The organism is Rhodanobacter sp. UC4451_H18 (assembly GCF_052978225.1).
This window is the reverse complement of the sequence record NZ_CM129663.1, coordinates 3,214,631-3,232,653: the sequence shown is the minus strand read 5'-3', so window position 1 is coordinate 3,232,653 and position 18,023 is coordinate 3,214,631. Positions and strand designations below refer to the sequence as shown.

12 protein-coding genes and 2 pseudogenes are annotated in these 18,023 nt (G+C 68.1%); 8 read left to right on the top strand and 6 right to left on the bottom strand.

Annotated features, from left to right (window positions below):
• The first annotated feature begins 18 nt into the window (after positions 1-18).
• Positions 19-1,809 carry an acyl-CoA dehydrogenase C-terminal domain-containing protein gene (locus ACVCMG_RS14460; protein WP_447114429.1) on the top strand — a complete coding sequence of 597 codons (1,791 nt, stop codon included), beginning with the start codon at positions 19-21 and terminating at the stop codon, positions 1,807-1,809.
• Positions 1,810-1,961: 152 nt separating this feature from the next.
• Here the strand turns inward: ACVCMG_RS14460 and ACVCMG_RS14455 are convergent, their stop codons facing one another.
• The gene (locus ACVCMG_RS14455; protein WP_395119979.1) at positions 1,962-2,207 is read right to left on the bottom strand and encodes a hypothetical protein; all 246 of its coding nucleotides are present in this window, start codon (positions 2,205-2,207) and stop codon (positions 1,962-1,964) included.
• A 99-nt stretch (positions 2,208-2,306) separates the two neighbouring features.
• On the opposite strand from ACVCMG_RS14455, the gene ACVCMG_RS14450 reads away from it, so the two are divergent.
• Both ACVCMG_RS14450 and ACVCMG_RS14445 read left to right on the top strand, forming a co-directional pair.
• Entirely contained in the window at positions 2,307-3,341 is a 1,035-nt protein-coding gene (locus ACVCMG_RS14450; protein WP_395119980.1) for an Lnb N-terminal periplasmic domain-containing protein, read from the top strand.
• Between the two features lie 222 nt (positions 3,342-3,563).
• A complete protein-coding gene (locus tag ACVCMG_RS14445) occupies positions 3,564-4,163 on the top strand; it encodes an OmpA family protein (protein ID WP_395119981.1) in 600 nt (199 codons plus the stop codon).
• A gap of 102 nt (positions 4,164-4,265) precedes the next feature.
• On the opposite strand, the gene ACVCMG_RS14440 is transcribed toward ACVCMG_RS14445, so the two are convergent.
• A complete protein-coding gene (locus ACVCMG_RS14440; protein ID WP_447114428.1) occupies positions 4,266-5,705 on the bottom strand; it encodes an RNB domain-containing ribonuclease in 1,440 nt (479 codons plus the stop codon).
• A 115-nt stretch (positions 5,706-5,820) separates the two neighbouring features.
• Between ACVCMG_RS14440 and ACVCMG_RS14435 the strand changes: the two genes are divergently transcribed.
• On the top strand, positions 5,821-6,294 hold the full coding sequence (locus tag ACVCMG_RS14435; protein WP_395119983.1) for a GNAT family N-acetyltransferase: 474 nt from the start codon (positions 5,821-5,823) through the stop codon (positions 6,292-6,294).
• A 67-nt stretch (positions 6,295-6,361) separates the two neighbouring features.
• Here the strand turns inward: ACVCMG_RS14435 and ACVCMG_RS14430 are convergent, their stop codons facing one another.
• Entirely contained in the window at positions 6,362-7,135 is a 774-nt protein-coding gene (locus tag ACVCMG_RS14430) for a SapC family protein (protein ID WP_395119984.1), read from the bottom strand.
• Between the two features lie 230 nt (positions 7,136-7,365).
• Between ACVCMG_RS14430 and ACVCMG_RS14425 the strand changes: the two genes are divergently transcribed.
• Positions 7,366-7,971 (top strand): HNH endonuclease, encoded by a 606-nt coding sequence (locus ACVCMG_RS14425; protein ID WP_395119986.1) that lies wholly within the window; start codon positions 7,366-7,368, stop codon positions 7,969-7,971.
• A gap of 339 nt (positions 7,972-8,310) precedes the next feature.
• Here ACVCMG_RS14425 and ACVCMG_RS14420 read toward each other — a convergent pair.
• Positions 8,311-8,688: pseudogene (locus tag ACVCMG_RS14420) on the bottom strand (low affinity iron permease family protein); the annotation flags it as partial.
• Between the two features lie 140 nt (positions 8,689-8,828).
• Here ACVCMG_RS14420 and dxs point away from each other — a divergent pair.
• The 3 genes and pseudogenes from dxs to ACVCMG_RS14405 all read left to right on the top strand — a co-directional run bounded on the left by dxs (position 8,829) and on the right by ACVCMG_RS14405 (position 12,705).
• Positions 8,829-10,718, top strand: coding sequence for a 1-deoxy-D-xylulose-5-phosphate synthase (dxs, locus tag ACVCMG_RS14415; protein ID WP_447114427.1), 1,890 nt, complete (start codon positions 8,829-8,831; stop codon positions 10,716-10,718).
• A gap of 156 nt (positions 10,719-10,874) precedes the next feature.
• Positions 10,875-12,191: pseudogene (locus ACVCMG_RS14410) on the top strand (DUF6861 domain-containing protein).
• A gap of 13 nt (positions 12,192-12,204) precedes the next feature.
• Complete coding sequence (locus tag ACVCMG_RS14405) at positions 12,205-12,705, top strand: hypothetical protein (protein ID WP_447106597.1); 501 nt, start codon at positions 12,205-12,207, stop codon at positions 12,703-12,705.
• 97 nt (positions 12,706-12,802) lie between these two features.
• Here ACVCMG_RS14405 and prmC read toward each other — a convergent pair whose 3' ends face one another.
• Both prmC and ACVCMG_RS14395 read right to left on the bottom strand, forming a co-directional pair.
• A complete protein-coding gene (prmC, locus tag ACVCMG_RS14400; RefSeq protein ID WP_447114426.1) occupies positions 12,803-13,633 on the bottom strand; it encodes a peptide chain release factor N(5)-glutamine methyltransferase in 831 nt (276 codons plus the stop codon).
• Complete coding sequence (locus ACVCMG_RS14395; RefSeq protein WP_447114425.1) at positions 13,626-17,723, bottom strand: hypothetical protein; 4,098 nt, start codon at positions 17,721-17,723, stop codon at positions 13,626-13,628. Before ACVCMG_RS14395 ends, prmC begins: the two co-directional genes overlap by 8 nt.
• Positions 17,724-18,023: the final 300 nt, after the last annotated feature.

Sequence of the window (18,023 nt, the reverse complement as noted above, 5' to 3'; positions counted from 1 at the left end):
CCTGCATCAGGAGTTCCCATGACCGCTTACAAGGCCCCCCTCGACGACCTGCGCTTCGCCCTGTTCGATGTGCTGGACGCCGAGCCGGTACTCACCTCGCTGCAGGGCGGCGAGGCGCATGGCCGCGACCTGCTCGACGCCGTGCTGGAAGAAGCCGGTCGCCTGAGCGAGCAGTTGCTCGCGCCGACCAATGCACCGGCGGACGCCGAGGGCTGCCAGTTCGACAAGGCCACCGGCAAGGTCACCACGCCGGCCTCGTTCAAGGAGGCGTTCCGGCAGTTCGCCGAAGGTGGCTGGACCGGCTTGACCAACCCCGAGCAATACGGCGGACAGGCCCTGCCCGGCGTGCTCGGCACCGCCACCACGGAGATTTTCCAGTCCGGCAACCTCGCCTGGAGCCTGTACCCGCTGTTGTCCGAAGGCGCCACGCATGCGCTGCAACAACACGGCGAGGAATGGCAGCGCGAGCTGTACATGAAGCCGATCGTGGCCGGCCGCTGGACCGGCACGATGTGCCTGACCGAACCGCAGGCGGGCTCCGACCTGGGCCTGCTGAAGACGCGCGCGGTACCGGGCGAGGCCGACGCCAACGGCCGGCCGACCTGGAAGCTCAGCGGCACCAAGATCTTCATCAGCGCCGGCGAGCACGACCTCACCGAGAACATCGTGCACCTCGTGCTGGCGCGCCTGCCTGATGCACCGGAAGGTAGCCGCGGCATCTCGATGTTCATCGTGCCCAAGTTCAAGCTCGACGCGGACGGCAAGCCGGGCGAACGCAACAGCGTCGCGGCCGGAGCGATCGAGCACAAGATGGGCATCCACGCCTGCTCCACCTGCGTGATGAACTTCGACGGCGCCGAGGGCTACCTGATCGGCAAGCCGCACAAGGGCCTGATGGCGATGTTCACCATGATGAATGCGGCGCGGCTGTCGGTCGGCGTGCAGGGACTGGCCCTGGCCGAGCGCGCGTTGCAGAACAGCCTCAACTACGCGCGCGAACGGCTGCAGTCGCGCTCGCTGTCCGGGGCGAAATTCCCCGACAAGCCGGCCGACAACCTGCTGGTGCAACCGGACGTGCGGCGCATGCTGCTGACCCAGCGCGCCTTTGTCGAAGGCTCGCGTGCGCTGGTGCTGTACACCGCGCTGCAGACGGACATCGAGCATCGCGCCACGGACGAGGCGGCGCGCCAGAAGGCCGGCGAACTGGTCGCCTTCCTGATCCCGATCGCCAAGGGCATGGTCACCGAGCTGGCGCAGGAGTGCACCAAGGAGGCGCTGCAGATCTACGGCGGCCACGGCTACATCGCCGAGAACGGCATGGAACAGTTCGTGCGCGACGCCCGCATCATCACCTTGTACGAGGGCACCACCGGCATCCAGGCCGCCGACCTGCTCGGCCGCAAGATCCTCCAGCTGCAAGGCGTGGGCTTCAAGCATTTCCTGGAGGAGATCAGCACGTTCTGCCAGCAGCATGCCGACACCGAATCGCTGAAGGCGTTCATCGGCCCGCTCGCCGTGGCCACGCGAAACTGGAGCGATCTCACCGTGGCACTGGCCCAGCGCATCCAGGGTAACCCCGAGGAACTGGGCGCGGCGGCCACCGATTACCTGTACTACTCCGGCTACGTGACCCTGGCCTACCTGTGGGCGCGCAGCGTGCTGGCGGCAGGGAATGGTACGCAGTCGGCTGCGTTCAAGCAGGCCAAGCGCGACACCGCGGCGTTCTACTTCAGCCGTCTGCTGCCCCGCACGCTCGCCCACCAGGCGGCAATCGAGGCCGGCGTGGCCAGCGTGCCGGCGATCGACTGAGCCGCAGGCACCCCCGCACGAAAGAGCCCGGCGATGCCGGGCTCTTTCGTATTCGGGGCAGTCATGGACCGAAGTCCGGCCATGTGCGGCACGTCACATGTCCCGGCGGGTCAACTTTTGCTCAAAAGTGGCAATGGCGGCCGGGCAGGTGTTCAACTGGCGCAGCTTTCACGGAAGGTCTCGCCGCTCAGGCGCAGGTACTGCTGGACCATGGCGTCGTGGATCGGCGCGCACTGGATCAGCTCGCGGGCCAGCGCCTCCTGCGCCTCGGCCACGCCGGAGCGGGCGGCCCGTGCGGGAACGGTGGGAACGGCCCGAACGATCCGCGGCGCCGGCACATCGGCCTGTTGGCGTTCGACGTCGAGCAGATGGGAGATGTCATAGGCGATGTCGTTCATGCCCGAGGTAATGCAACAGGCTTGCCAACTCACCGCCCGCCCGGCATCGGTTTCGGGCCGCGCGTTGTTTTCCGGCCGGGGAATCGGCACGCTGGAGGGATGGATCGCGGCAGCATCGGCGGGATGATGGACAAGCTCGGCATGATCGGTCGCGTGGCCATCGTGATGGTGATGACGCCGATCGTGTTCTGTTCCGGCGCGTGGGCCGCGCTGGCGCTGTGGTATCGGCTGCCCGGCGGCCGCGCCGGGCGCGCGCTGGGCAGTGCGCTCTGGGTGATCGCGACCGGCGTGCTGTACGCCTGCGCGATCGGCGGGCGCAGCTGGCTGCCGCTGGTCGTCCATGCCGCGCTGTACGCGATGGTCCTGCTGTGGTGGGTCGCGATCAGGCCCTCCGGCGCGCGCGACTGGCGCGACGACGTTGCCCGCACGCTGACCGGCAGCGTGCACGGCGATCGCGTGGTGCTCGACAACGTGCGCCACTTCGCCTGGCGCAGCGACAACGATTACGACATCCGCTGGGAGCGCCACGAGTACGACCTGGCGCAACTGGCCAGCGCCGATGCGGTGCTGTCGCACTGGGGCAGCCGGGCGATCGCCCACGCCATGATCTCGTTCGGTTTCGACGACGGCCGCCACCTGGTGTTCTCGGTGGAGGTGCGCAAGAGCCGCGACCAGGAGTATTCCTCGGTGGGCGGCTTCTTCAAGCAGTTCGAGACGATCCTGGTCGGCGCCGAGGAAGACGACATCATCCGCGTGCGCACCAACGTGCGCGACGAGGACGTCTATCTGTATCCGCTGCAGATCGAACCGGCCACGCTGCGCGCGCTGCTGCTCTCCTACGTGCATGCGGCCAACCGGCTGGCCGCGCGGCCGGCGTTCTACAACACCTTCACCTCCAACTGCACCACCCTCGTCCATCGCATGGCGCGGCAGATCGATCCGGGCCTGCCATGGGACATGCGCCTGCTGCTGACCGGCTATCTGCCGGAGTATCTGCAAGGCATCGGCGCCCTCGATCGTCGCGTGCCGATCGGAACACTGCGCGAGCGCGCACGCATCAGCGAACGCGCCCGTGCGGCACCGGCCGGCGCCGATTTCTCGCGCGCGGTGCGCACCGTCACCGCACGCGACTGATGCGCGCGAGCCGTTCGCGTCACGACGTCGACGCGAGCCGCGCAACGCAACCCGACCTGAACGGCGCGACGCGGAATGTGCCGCTTTTACGCGTCCTTGCCGCCTCGATGGGTTAGGTTCCGGGAGGACAGCGATGGCGGCACCGTTTCGTTCGTCCTGCAGGCGCGCCGCTGTCATCAGCGCCTGCGTGCACCCCCACCCCGTACAAACCAGGAGACCCGGATGAACACGAGGATCACTCGCGTGGCCGCATTGACGGCGGGATTGCTCACCATCGGCCTGGCCGGCTGCTCGCAGTACGTCAAGCAATCCGATTTCAACACGGCCATCCAGCAGCTGCAGCAGAAGCAGACCGACCAGCAGCAGCAGATCGATGCCATCAAGCAGCAGATGCAATCGCAGTTTGCCAAGTACGACAGCCAGATCACCGCGATGCAGGGCCGCGTCAGCATCGACACGGTGGCGCACTTCGCGTTCAACAGCGCCACCCTGAGCGAGCAGGACAAGCCTGCGCTGCAGGACTTTGCCGCGACCATCGGCAAGTACCACCCCGGCGTGCTGATCACGGTGGAAGGCTTTGCCGACCCGGCCGGTTCGCGTGCCTACAACAAGAAGCTCGGCATGCAGCGCGCCGATGCGGTGCGCGATTTCCTGATCAGCAGCGGCCTGTCCGCCGATCAGGTACGTGCGGTCAGCTACGGTGAAGACAGCAACCGCCAGGTCGCCAAGGGCGCCACGCACGACCAGGGCCGCGACAACCGCCGCGTCTCGCTCACCGTCGATGCCACCGGCGCCGGTGCGGTCGCCACGACGGCCCCGTAAGCGGCGCCCGTCGATGGCCAGCAGCGCGGGTGGCCGGCACGGCCGCGCTGCTGGCGTCGTGTCACCCCCGGCATGCCTTCGGCGCCGTCCCTCAGCGGCGTGTCACCCTGCCAGCTCGAAACGCGTCACGCGCCGCACCGGGTCGGCCTCGACCAGGCTAACCCGGACGTCGGCGCCGAGCGTGAGGTTGCCGCTGCCGGAAACGCCGGCCTCCACCGCCGGGTTGCGCACGATCACCGTGCCCTTGGCCGGATCGCCGCGGGCGACCTCGACGATCGCACCGTCGAAAACCTCGCCCACCCGCGGCGCCAGCGCGGCGGCTTCGGCCAGGTTCAACACGGCGCTTTCGTACTGGCCCGCGCGATGGCCGGAAGCCTGCATGGTGTCCGGCAGGCCGGGCAAGGCGGCCAGTGCCCACGCCGGCACCGGCTGCTTCGCGCACAGCGCCAGGCAGACCTCGCCGGTATAGCGATCGACCAGCCGGCGCAGCGGCGCGGTGGCATGGGTGTACTGCGCGGCCAGCGCCGAATGCATCGGCTGCGCGGGCAGCGCGCCGTCGAACGCCGCGTAGCCGGCCCCGCGCAGCACCGTGGTGCAGGCGGTCAGCATGGCCACGTGCACGTCGTTGGACGGGTCCAGCGAACGGATGAAGCCGGGATAGTCCAGCCCGGACGGCCAGGCGATGCCGAGCACCCGCGCGGTGACGCGCAGCCGCGCGATGGCGTGCGGGTCGGGCGGCGGCAGCGTGCGCAACAGGCCCACTTTCGCCTGCACCATCAATTGCGCCGCGGCCATGCCGACCAGCAGCGAGATCTGCTCATTCCAGCTCTCGATCGGCAAGCGCGCGCGGAACGCCAGCGTCCAGCGGCCGTCGACCACGTCGATCTCCTGTTCCGGCAGGGGCAGGCTCACGCCGCCGCGCGCGCGCTCGCACTGCTCGCGCAACTCGCCGATCCGGCGCAGCACCGCCCATATCGGATCGTCGCTGCCGGCGTCGATGGCCTGCTGCACGCCGGCATAGTCGAGCTGGGCGCGGCTGCGCACGCGCGCCCGGCGCACGTCGATGGCGGCGATGCGGCCGGCAGGGTCCAGGTCCACCGTCCACAACAGCGCCGGGCGCACCTGATCCGGCAACAGCGAGGCGGCATCCTCGGACAACACTTTCGGGTGCAGCGGGATCTTCGAATCCGCGCCGTACAGCGTCTCGCCGCGCCGATGCGCCTCCAGGTCCACCGGGTCGCCGGCCTGCACGAAGGCGGCGACGTCGGCGATGGCGTAATGCACGCGCCAGCCGTCGCCCTGCGCCTGCACGTGCATGGCCTGGTCGAGGTCGCGCGCGCCCGGCGGGTCGATGGTGACCAGCGGCAGCTCGGTGCGGTCCAGCGCCGGCAGGCGCGGGTTCGCCGCAGCGGCCGCGGCGGCGGCTTCGACTTCGGCCGGAAACGCGGTGGGCAGGTCCAACTGTTGCCGGATCTCGTCCATGCCCTGCGCAAGCACGGCACTGCCCGCGGGCTGCAGGCGGATGCGTCGCGTCGTGGTCATGGTTCCTCCGTTGATGGCTGCCGGTCGTACGCGAATATACATGCCGCCTCCGGTGGGCTTTCGTCCACGCCGGGGGCGGTGTAGAAAGCCGTCAGGCCCACCGACCCGATCGCCCATGAACGACTCGCCCCTGCTGATCCGCCTGGCTGCCGACGACGACGATTTCATCCTTGCGCTGGTGCCACGCTTCGCCGACTTCGCGCTGCCGGCGTGGCGTCGCCGCCACGAATGCGTCGAAGGCATCCGCCGGGACCTGCTGCACCATCTGGAGGACCAGCCGGCGAACAGCTTCCTGTTCGTGGCCGAGAATGGCGACGGCGAGCGGGTGGGTTTCATCCACCTGCAGCGCACCGCCGATTTTTTCAGCGGCCGCAGCAACTGCCACATCTCCGATCTCGCGGTGGCGCCGCAGCACGAAGGCAACGGCGTCGGCAAGGCCTTGCTGGCGCACGCCGAGCAGTGGGCGCGCGAGCACCAGTGCCAGCTGGTGACGCTGGCGGTGTTCCCCGGCAATGAGCGCGCCCGCGCGCTGTACGAGGCCAGCGGCTACGCGACCGACCTGATCAAGCTGGCCAAGCCGGTGCGTTGAAGGCGCGCAAACGAACAAGCCGCCCGCAGGCGGCTTGTTGCGTGCAGCAGGCGAAGCGAAGTCCTGCTCAGTTGGTGGTCTTGGCCGCCGACTCGGCCTGCTCGCGCTCGTCCAGGCGACGGGCCAGGCGGTCGATGTTGCTGAGCGACAGCAGGTGGGCGTAGATCCACGCCATCACGCCTTCGCGCAGCATCTCGTGGGCGACCTTCTCGTCCAGCGCGCGCAGCTTCTCCTCGTTGACCATGAACAGGCCGTTGAGCGTGATGCCATGGCCGGAATCCGGCTCGCCCTTGTGCAGCTGCACGTTGCGCGCTTCCAGCAGGTCATGCTTGACCAGGTACTGCATGAAGGTGCGGGTGCGGTCGATGTTCTGCTGGAACTCGCCGAGGAAACCCACGGCGTTCTTCAGCAGCTCGGTGTCGCTGCCGTCCTCGTTGAACAGGCGCTCGCCGTCCGCCGCGTTGAAACCCTCGAAGCCCTGATCGAGGAACACCGCGAAATCGCCGCCCTCCTGCCCGGCCGGTTTCTCGGCCAGCACGAACGGGTAGCGGCGCACGAAGGCCGGCACGTAGGTGTTGGGCGCCCACTGGCCGGCGGCGTCGACGTAGAGGTTCTCGTTCTGACGCAGGCCGAGCAACGCGATCGGGCCGGCATTGGCGGCGTCGGGACCGGCGAACACGATCAGCAGGTCACGCGCGGCCAGGCCGAACTCCGCCGCGGTCAACGGCACCGAGTGCGTGTTCATGGCGAACTTCATGTTGGGCACGCCCTTGAGCCGAAGATTCTTGTGTTCGGCCCGGTTCAGCGCCACCGGGTGCTCGTAGAAAATGACTTCAGCCACGTTGATCCACCTTTGGTCCCCCGTCGCGCCGGGCCGCCACGGCGGCGGCCCTGTCGAACCCGGCGTGGGTTTCATGTCGAGCCAGGGATCATATCAGCGGGCACCGGTGCCTGCGAATCCCGCCGCGCCGGCGCCTTCGGAACGGCGGAAAAGTGTTCTATGCTGCGATCGGGCTGGCCTTGCGCCATGCCCGCTGGTTCCCTCGATGCCCCGGCGGAAGGACGAACTGCATGCTGATGGACGCTGTCAAACCGGCTGACCTGCAGGCGACGCGCGTGTTGTCGCTGGACGCCGCTGGCCGCATCCTGGACTGGATCAGCTGGCAGGACGCGGTGTGCCTGTACGTGCGCGACGTCGTCGCCTGGACCCTGGGCGATCCCTGCCTCACCGTGCACGGCGGCCACAACCGTGCGCTGGGCACGCAGAGCCTGCTGCAGTTGCACCCGATCATCGCCAGCACCGGCCACTGCCGCGAGCATGCGGTCGACCCGTCGCCGGCGCTGACCAACACCGCGCTGTTCGCGCGCGACCGGCACATCTGCATGTACTGCGGCGAGCACTTCACGCGCATGGAACTGACCCGCGACCACGTGCTGCCGATTTCCCGGCAAGGCAAGGACGAGTGGGAGAACGTGGTCAGCGCCTGCCTGTCGTGCAACCTGAAAAAGAGCAACCGCACGCCGCAGCAGGCCAACATGCCGCTGCTGGCGGTACCGTACCGGCCAAGCTGGGTGGAGCACCTGATCCTGTCCAACCGCAACATCCTCGCCGACCAGATGGAGTTCCTGGTCAGCCGGCTGCCGCGCGACCGGCGCCCGATGGCGGAATACGCCTAGGAGCGTGGGCGGTAGAAACTTTCAAGGCAAAAGTGGCTGCGTGAGTGCAGATTTTCCAAGCTTCGCCGGCCCATGATGGTTCTGTAGGCCGGGAAGCGGCGGAAACATAAACCGCGCAGACGCCTTTGCAGCCCGGAAGATTTCTACCGCCCACGCTCTAGGAGACGCCAAGCCTCACTTCCGCCGCTCCGCCGCGGTGTCGGCATGGCCCTCTTCCGCGCGCGTCTCGCGGTTCTTCTCCAGTTCGCGGTCGATCTCGTCGACCTCCTCGCAGGCTTCGTCCGCCTCGTCCGCTTCCTCGGCTTCGCCCCGGGCCGGGCCGCCGTGCCTGCGCTTGCGGCCGCCGCTGGCGCGCTCGCGCCGTGCCGCCAGCTTGCGGTAGTTCTCTCGGATACGCTCCAGGGTCTCCTCGTCGAGGTCTTCCAGGTCGAGCAGGCCGTTGTGGGCCGCGGTAGTGCGGATCAGCTCGTCCAGCTTGATCTGCAGCGCCGCGCTGTCGCGGTTCTGGCTGTTCTGGATCAGGAACACCATCAGGAAGGTGATGATCGTGGTGCCGGTGTTGATCACCAACTGCCAGGTGTCGCCGAAGTGGAAGAACGGCCCGCTGGCTGCCCAAACCGCCACGATCAATACGGCCGCCAGGAAGGTCGCCGGTCGACCGGACTGGCGCGCGGTGGCTTCCGCAAAGCGGCGAAAAGCCTGCGAGACACTGGCCATGGACGGATCTCCGCAAGGGAATCTGCGCGCAGCATGCGATGCCGATTGTGTGCCGCACGTGCAGGCTGCACCGGTCGCAATCAGGCCTTGTTCACTGTTTCGCCCTTGCTCCGCCCCGCCGCTGGGCCAACAATACGAGGATGAATGACCTCAGCCATTATCCCCGCCTGGCTTCGATCGACGCGCCCGCCGACCTGCGCCGACTGCCCGACAGCGAACTGCCGCAAGTCGCCGACGAACTGCGCCAGTATCTGATCGAGGCCGTCGCCAGCTCCGGCGGCCACTTCGGCGCGGGCCTGGGCGTGGTCGAGCTGACCGTGGCCCTGCACCACGAGTTCGACACGCCGCACGACCGCCTGGTCTGGGACGTCGGCCACCAGTGCTATCCGCACAAGATTCTCACCGGCCGCCGTGACCGCATCACCACGATCAAGAAGAAGGATGGCCTGGCGCCGTTTCCGCGCCGTGAGGAAAGCGAGTACGACACCTTCGGCGTCGGCCACTCGTCCACCTCGATCTCGGCCGCGCTGGGCATGGCGATCGCCGCGCAGGCCAGCGGCGAGCAGCGCAAGGTGGTGGCCGTGATCGGCGACGGCGCGATGACCGCCGGGTTGGCGTTCGAGGCGCTCAACCACGCCGGCGACGTCGAGCCCGACCTGCTGGTGGTGTTCAACGACAACGGCATGTCGATCAGCGAGAACGTGGGCGCGCTGACCAAGATGATGGCGCGCGCGATGGCCAGCCGCCGCCTCAACGACTTGCGCGAGCGGGCCAAGCGGGCCATTCCCAAGCAGTCGTTCATGGGCCGCTGGTTCAAGCGCTGGGAGGAGCACGCCAAGGGCATGTTCGTGCCCTCGACGCTGTTCGAGGAACTCGGCTTCCACTACACCGGCCCGATCGACGGCCACAACATCCCGCAACTGCTGCAGGCGCTGCGCACGGTGAAGAACCTGCCCGGCCCGCAGCTGCTGCACGTGATCACCACCAAGGGCAAGGGCTACGCCCCGGCCGAACAGGCGCAGATCGAATACCACGCGGTCGGCCCGTTCGACCCGCTGGCCGGCGTCAAGAAGAAAACCGGCAAGGCCAAGCCGACCTACACCGACGTGTTCGGCGACTGGTTGTGCGACCAGGCCGCCGCCGACCCGCGCCTGCTCGGCATCACCCCGGCGATGCGCGAGGGTTCGGGTCTGGTGCGTTTCTCCAGGGAATACCCCGCGCGCTATTTCGACGTGGCGATCGCCGAGCAGCACGCGGTGACACTGGCCGCGGGCATGGCCTGCGAGGGCGCCAAACCCGTGGTGGCGATCTACTCCACCTTCCTGCAGCGTGCCTACGATCAGGCGATCCACGACGTGGCGCTGCAGAACCTCGACGTCACCTTCGCCATCGACCGCGCCGGCGTGGTCGGCCCGGACGGCGCCACCCACTCGGGCAGCTTCGACCTCACCTACCTGCGCTGCCTGCCGAATTTCGTGATCATGGCGCCGGCCGACGAGAACGAGTGCCGCATGATGCTCAGCACCGGCTTCAGCCACCCCGGCCCGGCGGCCATCCGCTACCCGCGCGGCACCGGCCCCGGCGTGGCGACCCACCACGAGCTGGAAACGCTGCCGATCGGCAAGGCCGAGCTGCGCCGGCGCGGCCACGGCCTCGCCCTGCTCAGCTTCGGCGCGATGCTGGCACCGGCCGCCACCATCGCCGCCGAACTCGACGCCACCCTGGTCAACATGCGCTTCATCAAGCCGCTTGACGACACCCTGATCCTGGAACTGGCCAGGACCCACGACGGCTTCGTCACCCTCGAGGACAACGCCGTTGCCGGCGGCGCCGGCTCCGCCGTGGCCGAGTGCCTGGCCGCGCATGGCATCACCCTGCCGATCCTTCATCTCGGCCTTCCAGACGTCTATCTGGAACACGGCAGCCGCGAGGAGGTGCTGAGCATGGCCGGCCTCGACCTGCCGGGAATTCGCAACGCGATCCACGTCCGTTTCCCGCAAACGACGCTGCTGGGCCAGGCGAGCGCCTGAGCGAGAGGGCCGCAACCGGCGGCCAACGACCGTAGCAGGACACAGGGGCGTAGCGCGCGGCAGGCGGGTCCGTTGATTCGAGACACCGATCAAGCCCGCTCGTCGTCCGCATCGGCACGCTCGCAACCGCACGAAAAATCCACGGAAGGAGCGGCGATGACGGGGTGGGCCGACGGTTCATGGCACAAGCTTCGCGACTGGGCCAGCCGCGAGGCGAATGCGATCCGTGCGGAAGCCCGCCTGATCATGGTCCGCGCCGACTGCCTGCAACTGGCGATCAAGCGCTCCGAAGATATCGCCGCCGGGCAGATCGTGCGGGACTTTTACGAGCTGGATCTGCGCGAAGTCATTGCCGACATACTCGCCGTACTGCGCCAATGCCTGATCGTGATGATCACCAGTACCGGCGCTGGCGCGCTGATCGGCGGCATTGCCGGCGGCATCGGTGGAGCGGGAGTCGGCGCCATTCCGGGCGTTGCCGTCGGCGCCGCCGCAGGGGCGCAGGTCGGTGAGTGGATTCTGATAGCGATGGGCCTGAAGGCGCTGACCTAGTACATCGTGCAGGACATGCCGGCGATCGCGCGCAATTACCGGAATGGCTTGCGCCAGGCGTGGCTCGCCGCCTCCCCGCCACCACTGCCCCAGCAGCAGGCGCACGTCGACGCCTTCGCCCTGCAGAACGCTGCCGCGACCTTGGCCCGCGGCCACGTCGCCATGTTCGTCCTGCTGCTCATGGGCATCATCGCCTACCTCGCCAAGGGCCGCGGCAGCATCGGCGAGCTGGCCGAGAACGTCCGCGGCAGCAAACTGGGCACGCGCTTCGCCGAGTGGATGGTGAGGAACGAGGGGCGGCTGAAGGCGGAGCCGCGGTTGCAGCCAAGAGTCGCCAAACCTCCAGAAGACCCGCCACCTTCCATCAAGCCAAGAACCAACCCGACAGCACGTCCGCGCCCGCCCGTTGCAAGCAAGCCAACCCCGGTAGTCGCGGATCAGCCCGCATTCCGTGGCACGATCAAGTATCGCTCAGCCAAGGACGCCAACACCGAATTGTTTGACCTCGGCATTGCTGACCCGGCCCATCCGCCATTCAAGGCCGGAACGCAGGTAACAGAGCGCACCATGCTGCCTGGCGAAAAGGTCAATACGCTCATCGACGACGACCAGCTGCTACTTTTGCAGGACCCGGCATCGGCATACGGCCTCGGCCGCTGGGGAACGCCGGAAAGTTTCAGTAGCCAATCGCAGGGCCTTCGACGCATGGGCATCACAAATGGACCCGGTGGCTTCAAGCCAAACGGGGTTCAATACCAAATTGAACTGCAAGCCATGAAACCCATCCGCGTGCTCGAAGGCACGGCAGGCCCGCAAGGCGTACTAGGCGGTGGAGGACAGCAAACCTTTCTTGACGTGAATGCAGCAGCGCGACGGAGTTTACTCAAAATCGTCAAAATCACACCGCTACCGAAGCCGTAGGGAAGACAATCCCATGATCCATGATTTTCTCTTTATCTTGAACAATGGCATCAAGACCAAAGTCGGCGAATACCTTCCTTCCGTACCCATTCTTGACCAAATAAACGATCCAGCATATCGACCAAAAGCCTACGAATGGGAAAGCGAAGGCGAAACGTATACGCGACTGATCGACGGAAACGAGACAGTCACTGCCCGCCCCCTTTCCGATGGAACGGGCGTCGTTGTTCTTCAGAGTGAAGACACGTACGGTTCGAACAATGTCATCATCCTGAATCCCGCGAACGAAATGCTCAGACGCATCACCAATCCCTATCGGAACTCAAAATTTTTCATGAATGGCGACAGATTTTGGTTCGACGCCATCAAAGTAAGTGGCAAAGAAGTCTTCTTGAATATTCAGGTGCACCGCAAACTTGCAGGAAGGTCACACGATGCCGTGCCGATCTACGAGGCAAGTTACGACCCCATGACATGGGACTTGAAAAAGATCGAATGGAAGCCTGCGACGTAAAATCTCTGCTTCGCGGGGCGCAGCAACAATCGCCACCGCCAGCAGCAGGTTGTGCGTTGAACCGGAGCATCGTGGACGGGGGGGTGCACGCCGGCCGTCATCGCCGAACACAACGCCCGCCGCTCACGCGATCGCGCTGCTCCAGATCCTGCGCCGTGAATACTTCGGCATAGCCGGCATCGCGCAGCAATACGCGCGCGGCCTCGCCCTGGTTCCAGCCGTGCTCGAACAGCAGCCAGCCGCCCGGGGCGAGATGGCCGAGGGCGCCATCGACGATGCGGCGGATGTCGTCGAGGCCATCGCGGCCCGAGGCCAGCGCGCTGGCCGGCTCGAAGCGCAGGTCGCCGCGGGCCAGGTGTGGATCGCCGGCCTCGATGTAGGGCGGGTTCGAGACGATCAGCTCGAAGCGCTGGCCCGCCAGCGGCGCCAGCCAGTCGCCTTGCACAAAGCTGACGTTGTCGATGCCGTGGCGCTGCGCATTGCGTCGGGCAACGGCCAGCGCCGTCGCGCTGGCATCGGTGGCGATCACCTGCGCGCGGGGATGCTCGCGCGCGATCGCCAGCGCAATCGCGCCGCTGCCGGTGCCGAGGTCGGCCACGCGGCCGCTGAAACCGGGTGGCAGGCGCTGCAACGCCAGTTCCACCAGCAGCTCGGTTTCCGGGCGCGGGATCAGCGTCGCCGACGTAACTTCCAGATCCAGCGTCCAGAAGCCGCGATGGCCGACGAGGTAGGCCACCGGCTCGCCGGCCTCGCGACGGGAAAGCAACTTCTGATAGGACGTCTGGACGTCCAATTCAAGCGGATCGCCGGCATGCGCGAACAGCCAGCTTCGCGGCCGCTGCAGGACATGCAGCAGCAGGAGTTCAGCCTCGGTGCGGTCGCCCAGCCGTTGCGTCGCCGCGGCCAGCGCCTCGCGCACGTCAGGCATCGCGCCCCGGCCCCGCCGCCGAAGGCGGCAGTTGCGGCGGCACCACGCCAGGCTTCGGCTCGCGCTTGCGCCAGTAGCCGCCATGCGTCCACGCGTCGAAGGCCCAGCGCAGCCAGCCGATCAGCGCATTGGCGAGCCACAGCGCCCAGACCAGCATGGCGAGCTTGTAGATCCACAACGGCAGGCTGAACACGCCGGCCAGCGGCAACGCTCCGTCGCTGCGATCGGCAAACCAGTGCAGGTTCGACCCCGACGAGTGGTTGCCGGCCACATGCATGTCCGGCAAGCCCAGCAGGCCCTGCGGCACGGCGCCGACCAGCACGCACAGTGCCAGCACGGTCAGGGCCGCCAGGCCCAGCTGCAGCAGGTTGAAACGCAGGCGTTCGAGCTGCTCCGGCGCCCGCAGCCGCGCACGCAGGCCCAGGGCGATCAGCCACACCACCACCAGCGCGAACGCACTCCAGGCGAAGGCCGAGAAGCCCAGCCCCAGCAGCACCCAGTGGCGCAGGCGCAACGGCGTCGGGGCGTAGCGCGCCAGCAGCCAGGCGGCGATCAACAGCACCAGCACCTGTGACCAGTACAGCACCGCCGGGCCGTCGGTGGGCCCCCACGTCCACAACACCCAGCGATCCTGCGGCAGTTGCAGGTTCAGGCCGATGTTGGCCGCCGGCGCATGCAGATCCAGCGCAGGCGTGCGCACGCGCGTCGCCACGCCCAGCGGCTCACGCAGGTGCACGGCGTAGTCATGCGCGCCGGGCAGCAGCGGCAGGCTCAGCTTGCCATCGCGTATCGCCAGGTTGATCGGCTGGTTGTCACGCCGGGCATCGATCAACTCGCTGCCCGCCGGCAAGTCGATGGCGTGCTCGCCGCCGCGGGTGCTGCGCACGCGCATGTCCAGTTGCAGCTCGCTGGCGCGTTCGCCGCTGCGGATGGTCAGCTGCGCGCCGTCGATGGCGAGACTGTCGCCGGCCACGGCCGCCGGCCGCGTGATCGCCAGTTGCAACTTCTCGCCCGGCAGCGGATCGAAGCGCAGGCCATCGTCGCTGGCGCTGGTCGGCACGCCTTCGGCGTCGACGTGCCACATGGGCGCCGCGCCCACTTCCCACACCTCGGAGCGCTCACCCAGCGATGGTGCCTGCAAGGTGATCGCGGCGGAGCGATCGAGCTGGCTGCTCCAGCTCACCGTCGATTCGCCGGCCTTGAAGGTGACGTTGATCCTGCCGTCCTTGACCAGCACACCCTCACCGCGCGGATGCTCGCCCGGCAGCAGCGGCAGGCTGATGCTGAATCCTCCCTCCTGCGGCGCGATGCGCTCGACCCGGTTCAGCACGATCCAGTCCAGCCCCAGGCCGATGCTGCGGGTCAACCGCACATACGGCGGAAAGCTCTGCGCGGTCGGCAGTTGCTTGCCGTCGGCCGCCGTCTGCACACGGCGCAGGGTGACGCTGTCGCCAAGCACCCGGCCGCCATCGACACCATCGAGCGACCAGCCCGGGTCGCTGAAGGCGATGCGTTGCGGCGCCAGCGCGAAGTGCAGCGCGGCGCTGTCCACCGCGTCCAGCCGGTAGCGCAGGCTGACGCGGTGCACGCCGCGATCCAGCCGCAGCAGCAGCTGATCATCGTCGCGCAACAGCGCCGGATCGGCCTGGCCGTCGAGGCGGACATCGACCAGCGGCATTGCCTGGTCGGATGTCGGCAACGGCAGCGCCACGCTGGCGCCGGCATGGGCTTCCAGCACGACCTCCAGCATCGCGCCGTTGACCTGAAGTTGCGCCTGCGCCACCTCGGCACACTGCGGCGCGCACTTCGGCGCCTCGGTGAGCCGGCTGCGCAACTGGTTGAGCAACTGCGCATCCGGCAGCGCCTGCGCGCGTGCGCCGGTGGGCAAGAAGGCGATCGCCAGCAAGGCGGCACCGGCGATGCCTGTACCACGCGAAGGCAGCCAGTGGTTACGCAGCGGTCGCCACAGCTTCATGGCCAATCGACCCAGCACCACCGCCAGCAAGCCGACCATCACTATGCGCAACAGGCGCACCAGCCATGCCGGTGCGATCACCAGCCGGGTGGTTTGCTGCGGCGTCACCGGCCCCGACCAGCCGAGCCGGTAGTTGTTGCCCTCGTCCCAATGCGGCGTGCCGACGCCGGCCTGGATCACGGTGCGGTTGTCCTGCTCGCTGGCCACCAGTTGGCTGGCCGTCATCCGCGAACCGGTGACAACCACGCTGGCCAGGATGCCGGGGGCCGCCTGCACGACATTCGCGCTCATCTCGCTCACGGCCCGCGCGCCCGGTGGCGGTGGCGGAGGCGGTGCCGGCACGCCGGCCGCCATCTTGTCGGCGACGACGGCCTGCGGTGCATACGCCGCCGACACCATCCGCGGCGCGCTGCCGTGCTCCAGCTGCGGATGCAGCGCGTACTGCAATTGCGCGGCCGCGAACGGCAGCGCCCACAGCACCGCCAGCGCAAACACAGCCAGCGCGCCGCCGCGCGCAAACCCGCGCAAGCGACCTTCCGGCAGCGCGCGCAGCAACAAGGCGAGCGCCAATGCCAGCGCCAGCGTCCACAGCGGTGCCAGCGCCTCGTGCTGCGCCAGCGCCAGATAGCCCGCCGCCAGCAGGGCCCACGGCCAACCGAGCAAGCGCCCGGCCAGCAACGCAACCAATGCCACCACGAACAGGTCGAGCAGGCTCCATTGCGCGGCCCAGGAATCGTTCGAGCGATCCGCTCCGATCACACCGAGCAGGCGATAGCCGTGCGGCAGGTGCACGGTAGCCTCGATGCCGTCCAGCGGCAGCTGCCAACCGGAACCCGGCATCGCGCCGACTCCGGCCGGCACGCGCAGGCCGGCTGCCACGTCGATGTGGCGATCGCGCAGCTCGACACCCGCATGGCCTTTCGCATCCCTGGTGACCAGCAGCGGTTCGCCGTCTTCCGAGGCACGCTGCAACTGCCACGGCGCGGTGACGTCGAGCCGCTGGTGATGGCGCAGTTCGCCACTGAGACGGTCGGCGACGCTGAAATGCCCACCGTCGAAATCCAGCCACATCTCGCGTTGCAGGTGCAGCGCGTCGCTGCGGCTGCCTTCATTGCCGCGGTTGCCCTGCTCCACGCTCAGCCCCCTGCGGTCATCCAGCGCGTAGGCCGGCAAGTTGGCCCAGTCGCCCGGCACCCCGGCCTGCGCGGCGTCGACCGCATTGCCTTCCACGCGCGTGCCGCGCAGCGCGTTGTCGTCGGCGTAACTCCAGACCTCCTGCTTCGGCCACGGCGCGGGCGGCAGGGTCACGCCGACCTTCGCCAGTGGCGCGACGCTGCGCGCCAGCAGGGTCAGCGTCCACTGGCCTGGCCGCAATTGCACGCGCAGATGGCCATCGTTCTCCAGTCGCGCGGGCAGCTCGCCGCTGAGCGCAGTGGCGACGAAACCCGCGGGCAGCACCGGTCCCAGCACCTGCTCGCGCGCGCTGCCGCTGACGTTGAATTGCAGCTGCGTCTCCAGCGTGGCCGGGAGGCCATCGGCCAGGCGGCGATACACGCGCAGCGAAAGCGCATCGGCCGCGCGTTGTGCGCTGGCCGCTTCGCCCAGCGTGAGCTGCCGGCCATCGCGTTCGATTCGCGTCACCGTGGCGCCATCGACGCGAAGCGTCACCAGCCCGATCGACTCCGGCACGCCCAGGTTGGCGGGTCGCGACGTCCATGGCAGCTCGCCCTGGATGTGATAATCGCCCGACTCCAGCCACAACATCGGTTGGCCCTGATGCTCCAGCACCGTCGCCGGCCGGTTGCCCAGGTTCACCTGCTGCGGCCAGTGGCGGCTGTCCCCCGGCAGGGCCACCCAGCTCGGCGCATCCACATGCACCTCCAGGCTGAAGTGCCCGCCATCCTCGCCGGCATCGAGCGCCAGCCACCCCGGCCAGGCGCAGCGGTAACTGTCCTCACCCGGTGCCTGGTCGGCCAGGAACGGGCAAGCGTGCCCGGGCACGTCGTGCAGCACCCAACCCTGCCAGTCACGCAACGGCGGCGGAATGTCCTGCGCCGCCAGCGGCGCGGTCAGCAGCAAGCCCAAGCCCAGCAAAATGCACAATCGACGAAGCATGCTGCTTTACCCCTGTAAGCCGGTCGGCGGGCACAGTGTAAGTGGAACGCGGCGAGCGGACGAAGCGGCCCGTAACTGCGCCAGCCGCGATACGCGTTCGCACATCGCGCACTCCGGATTCAACGCAGCACGGGGTGGAATGGGGTCGAGGCCCGCCCCTCCCTCACGCCTCGTGGTGCCTGCGCAGGCACGCATCGCACTTCGTCATTGCGGGCAGTGGTGGCATTGGAGGGCAGCGGGCCGCACGAAAGCCAGCAGCGGCCGATTGCTTGCAGCTGCAGGAGCGCACTTGTGCGCGAT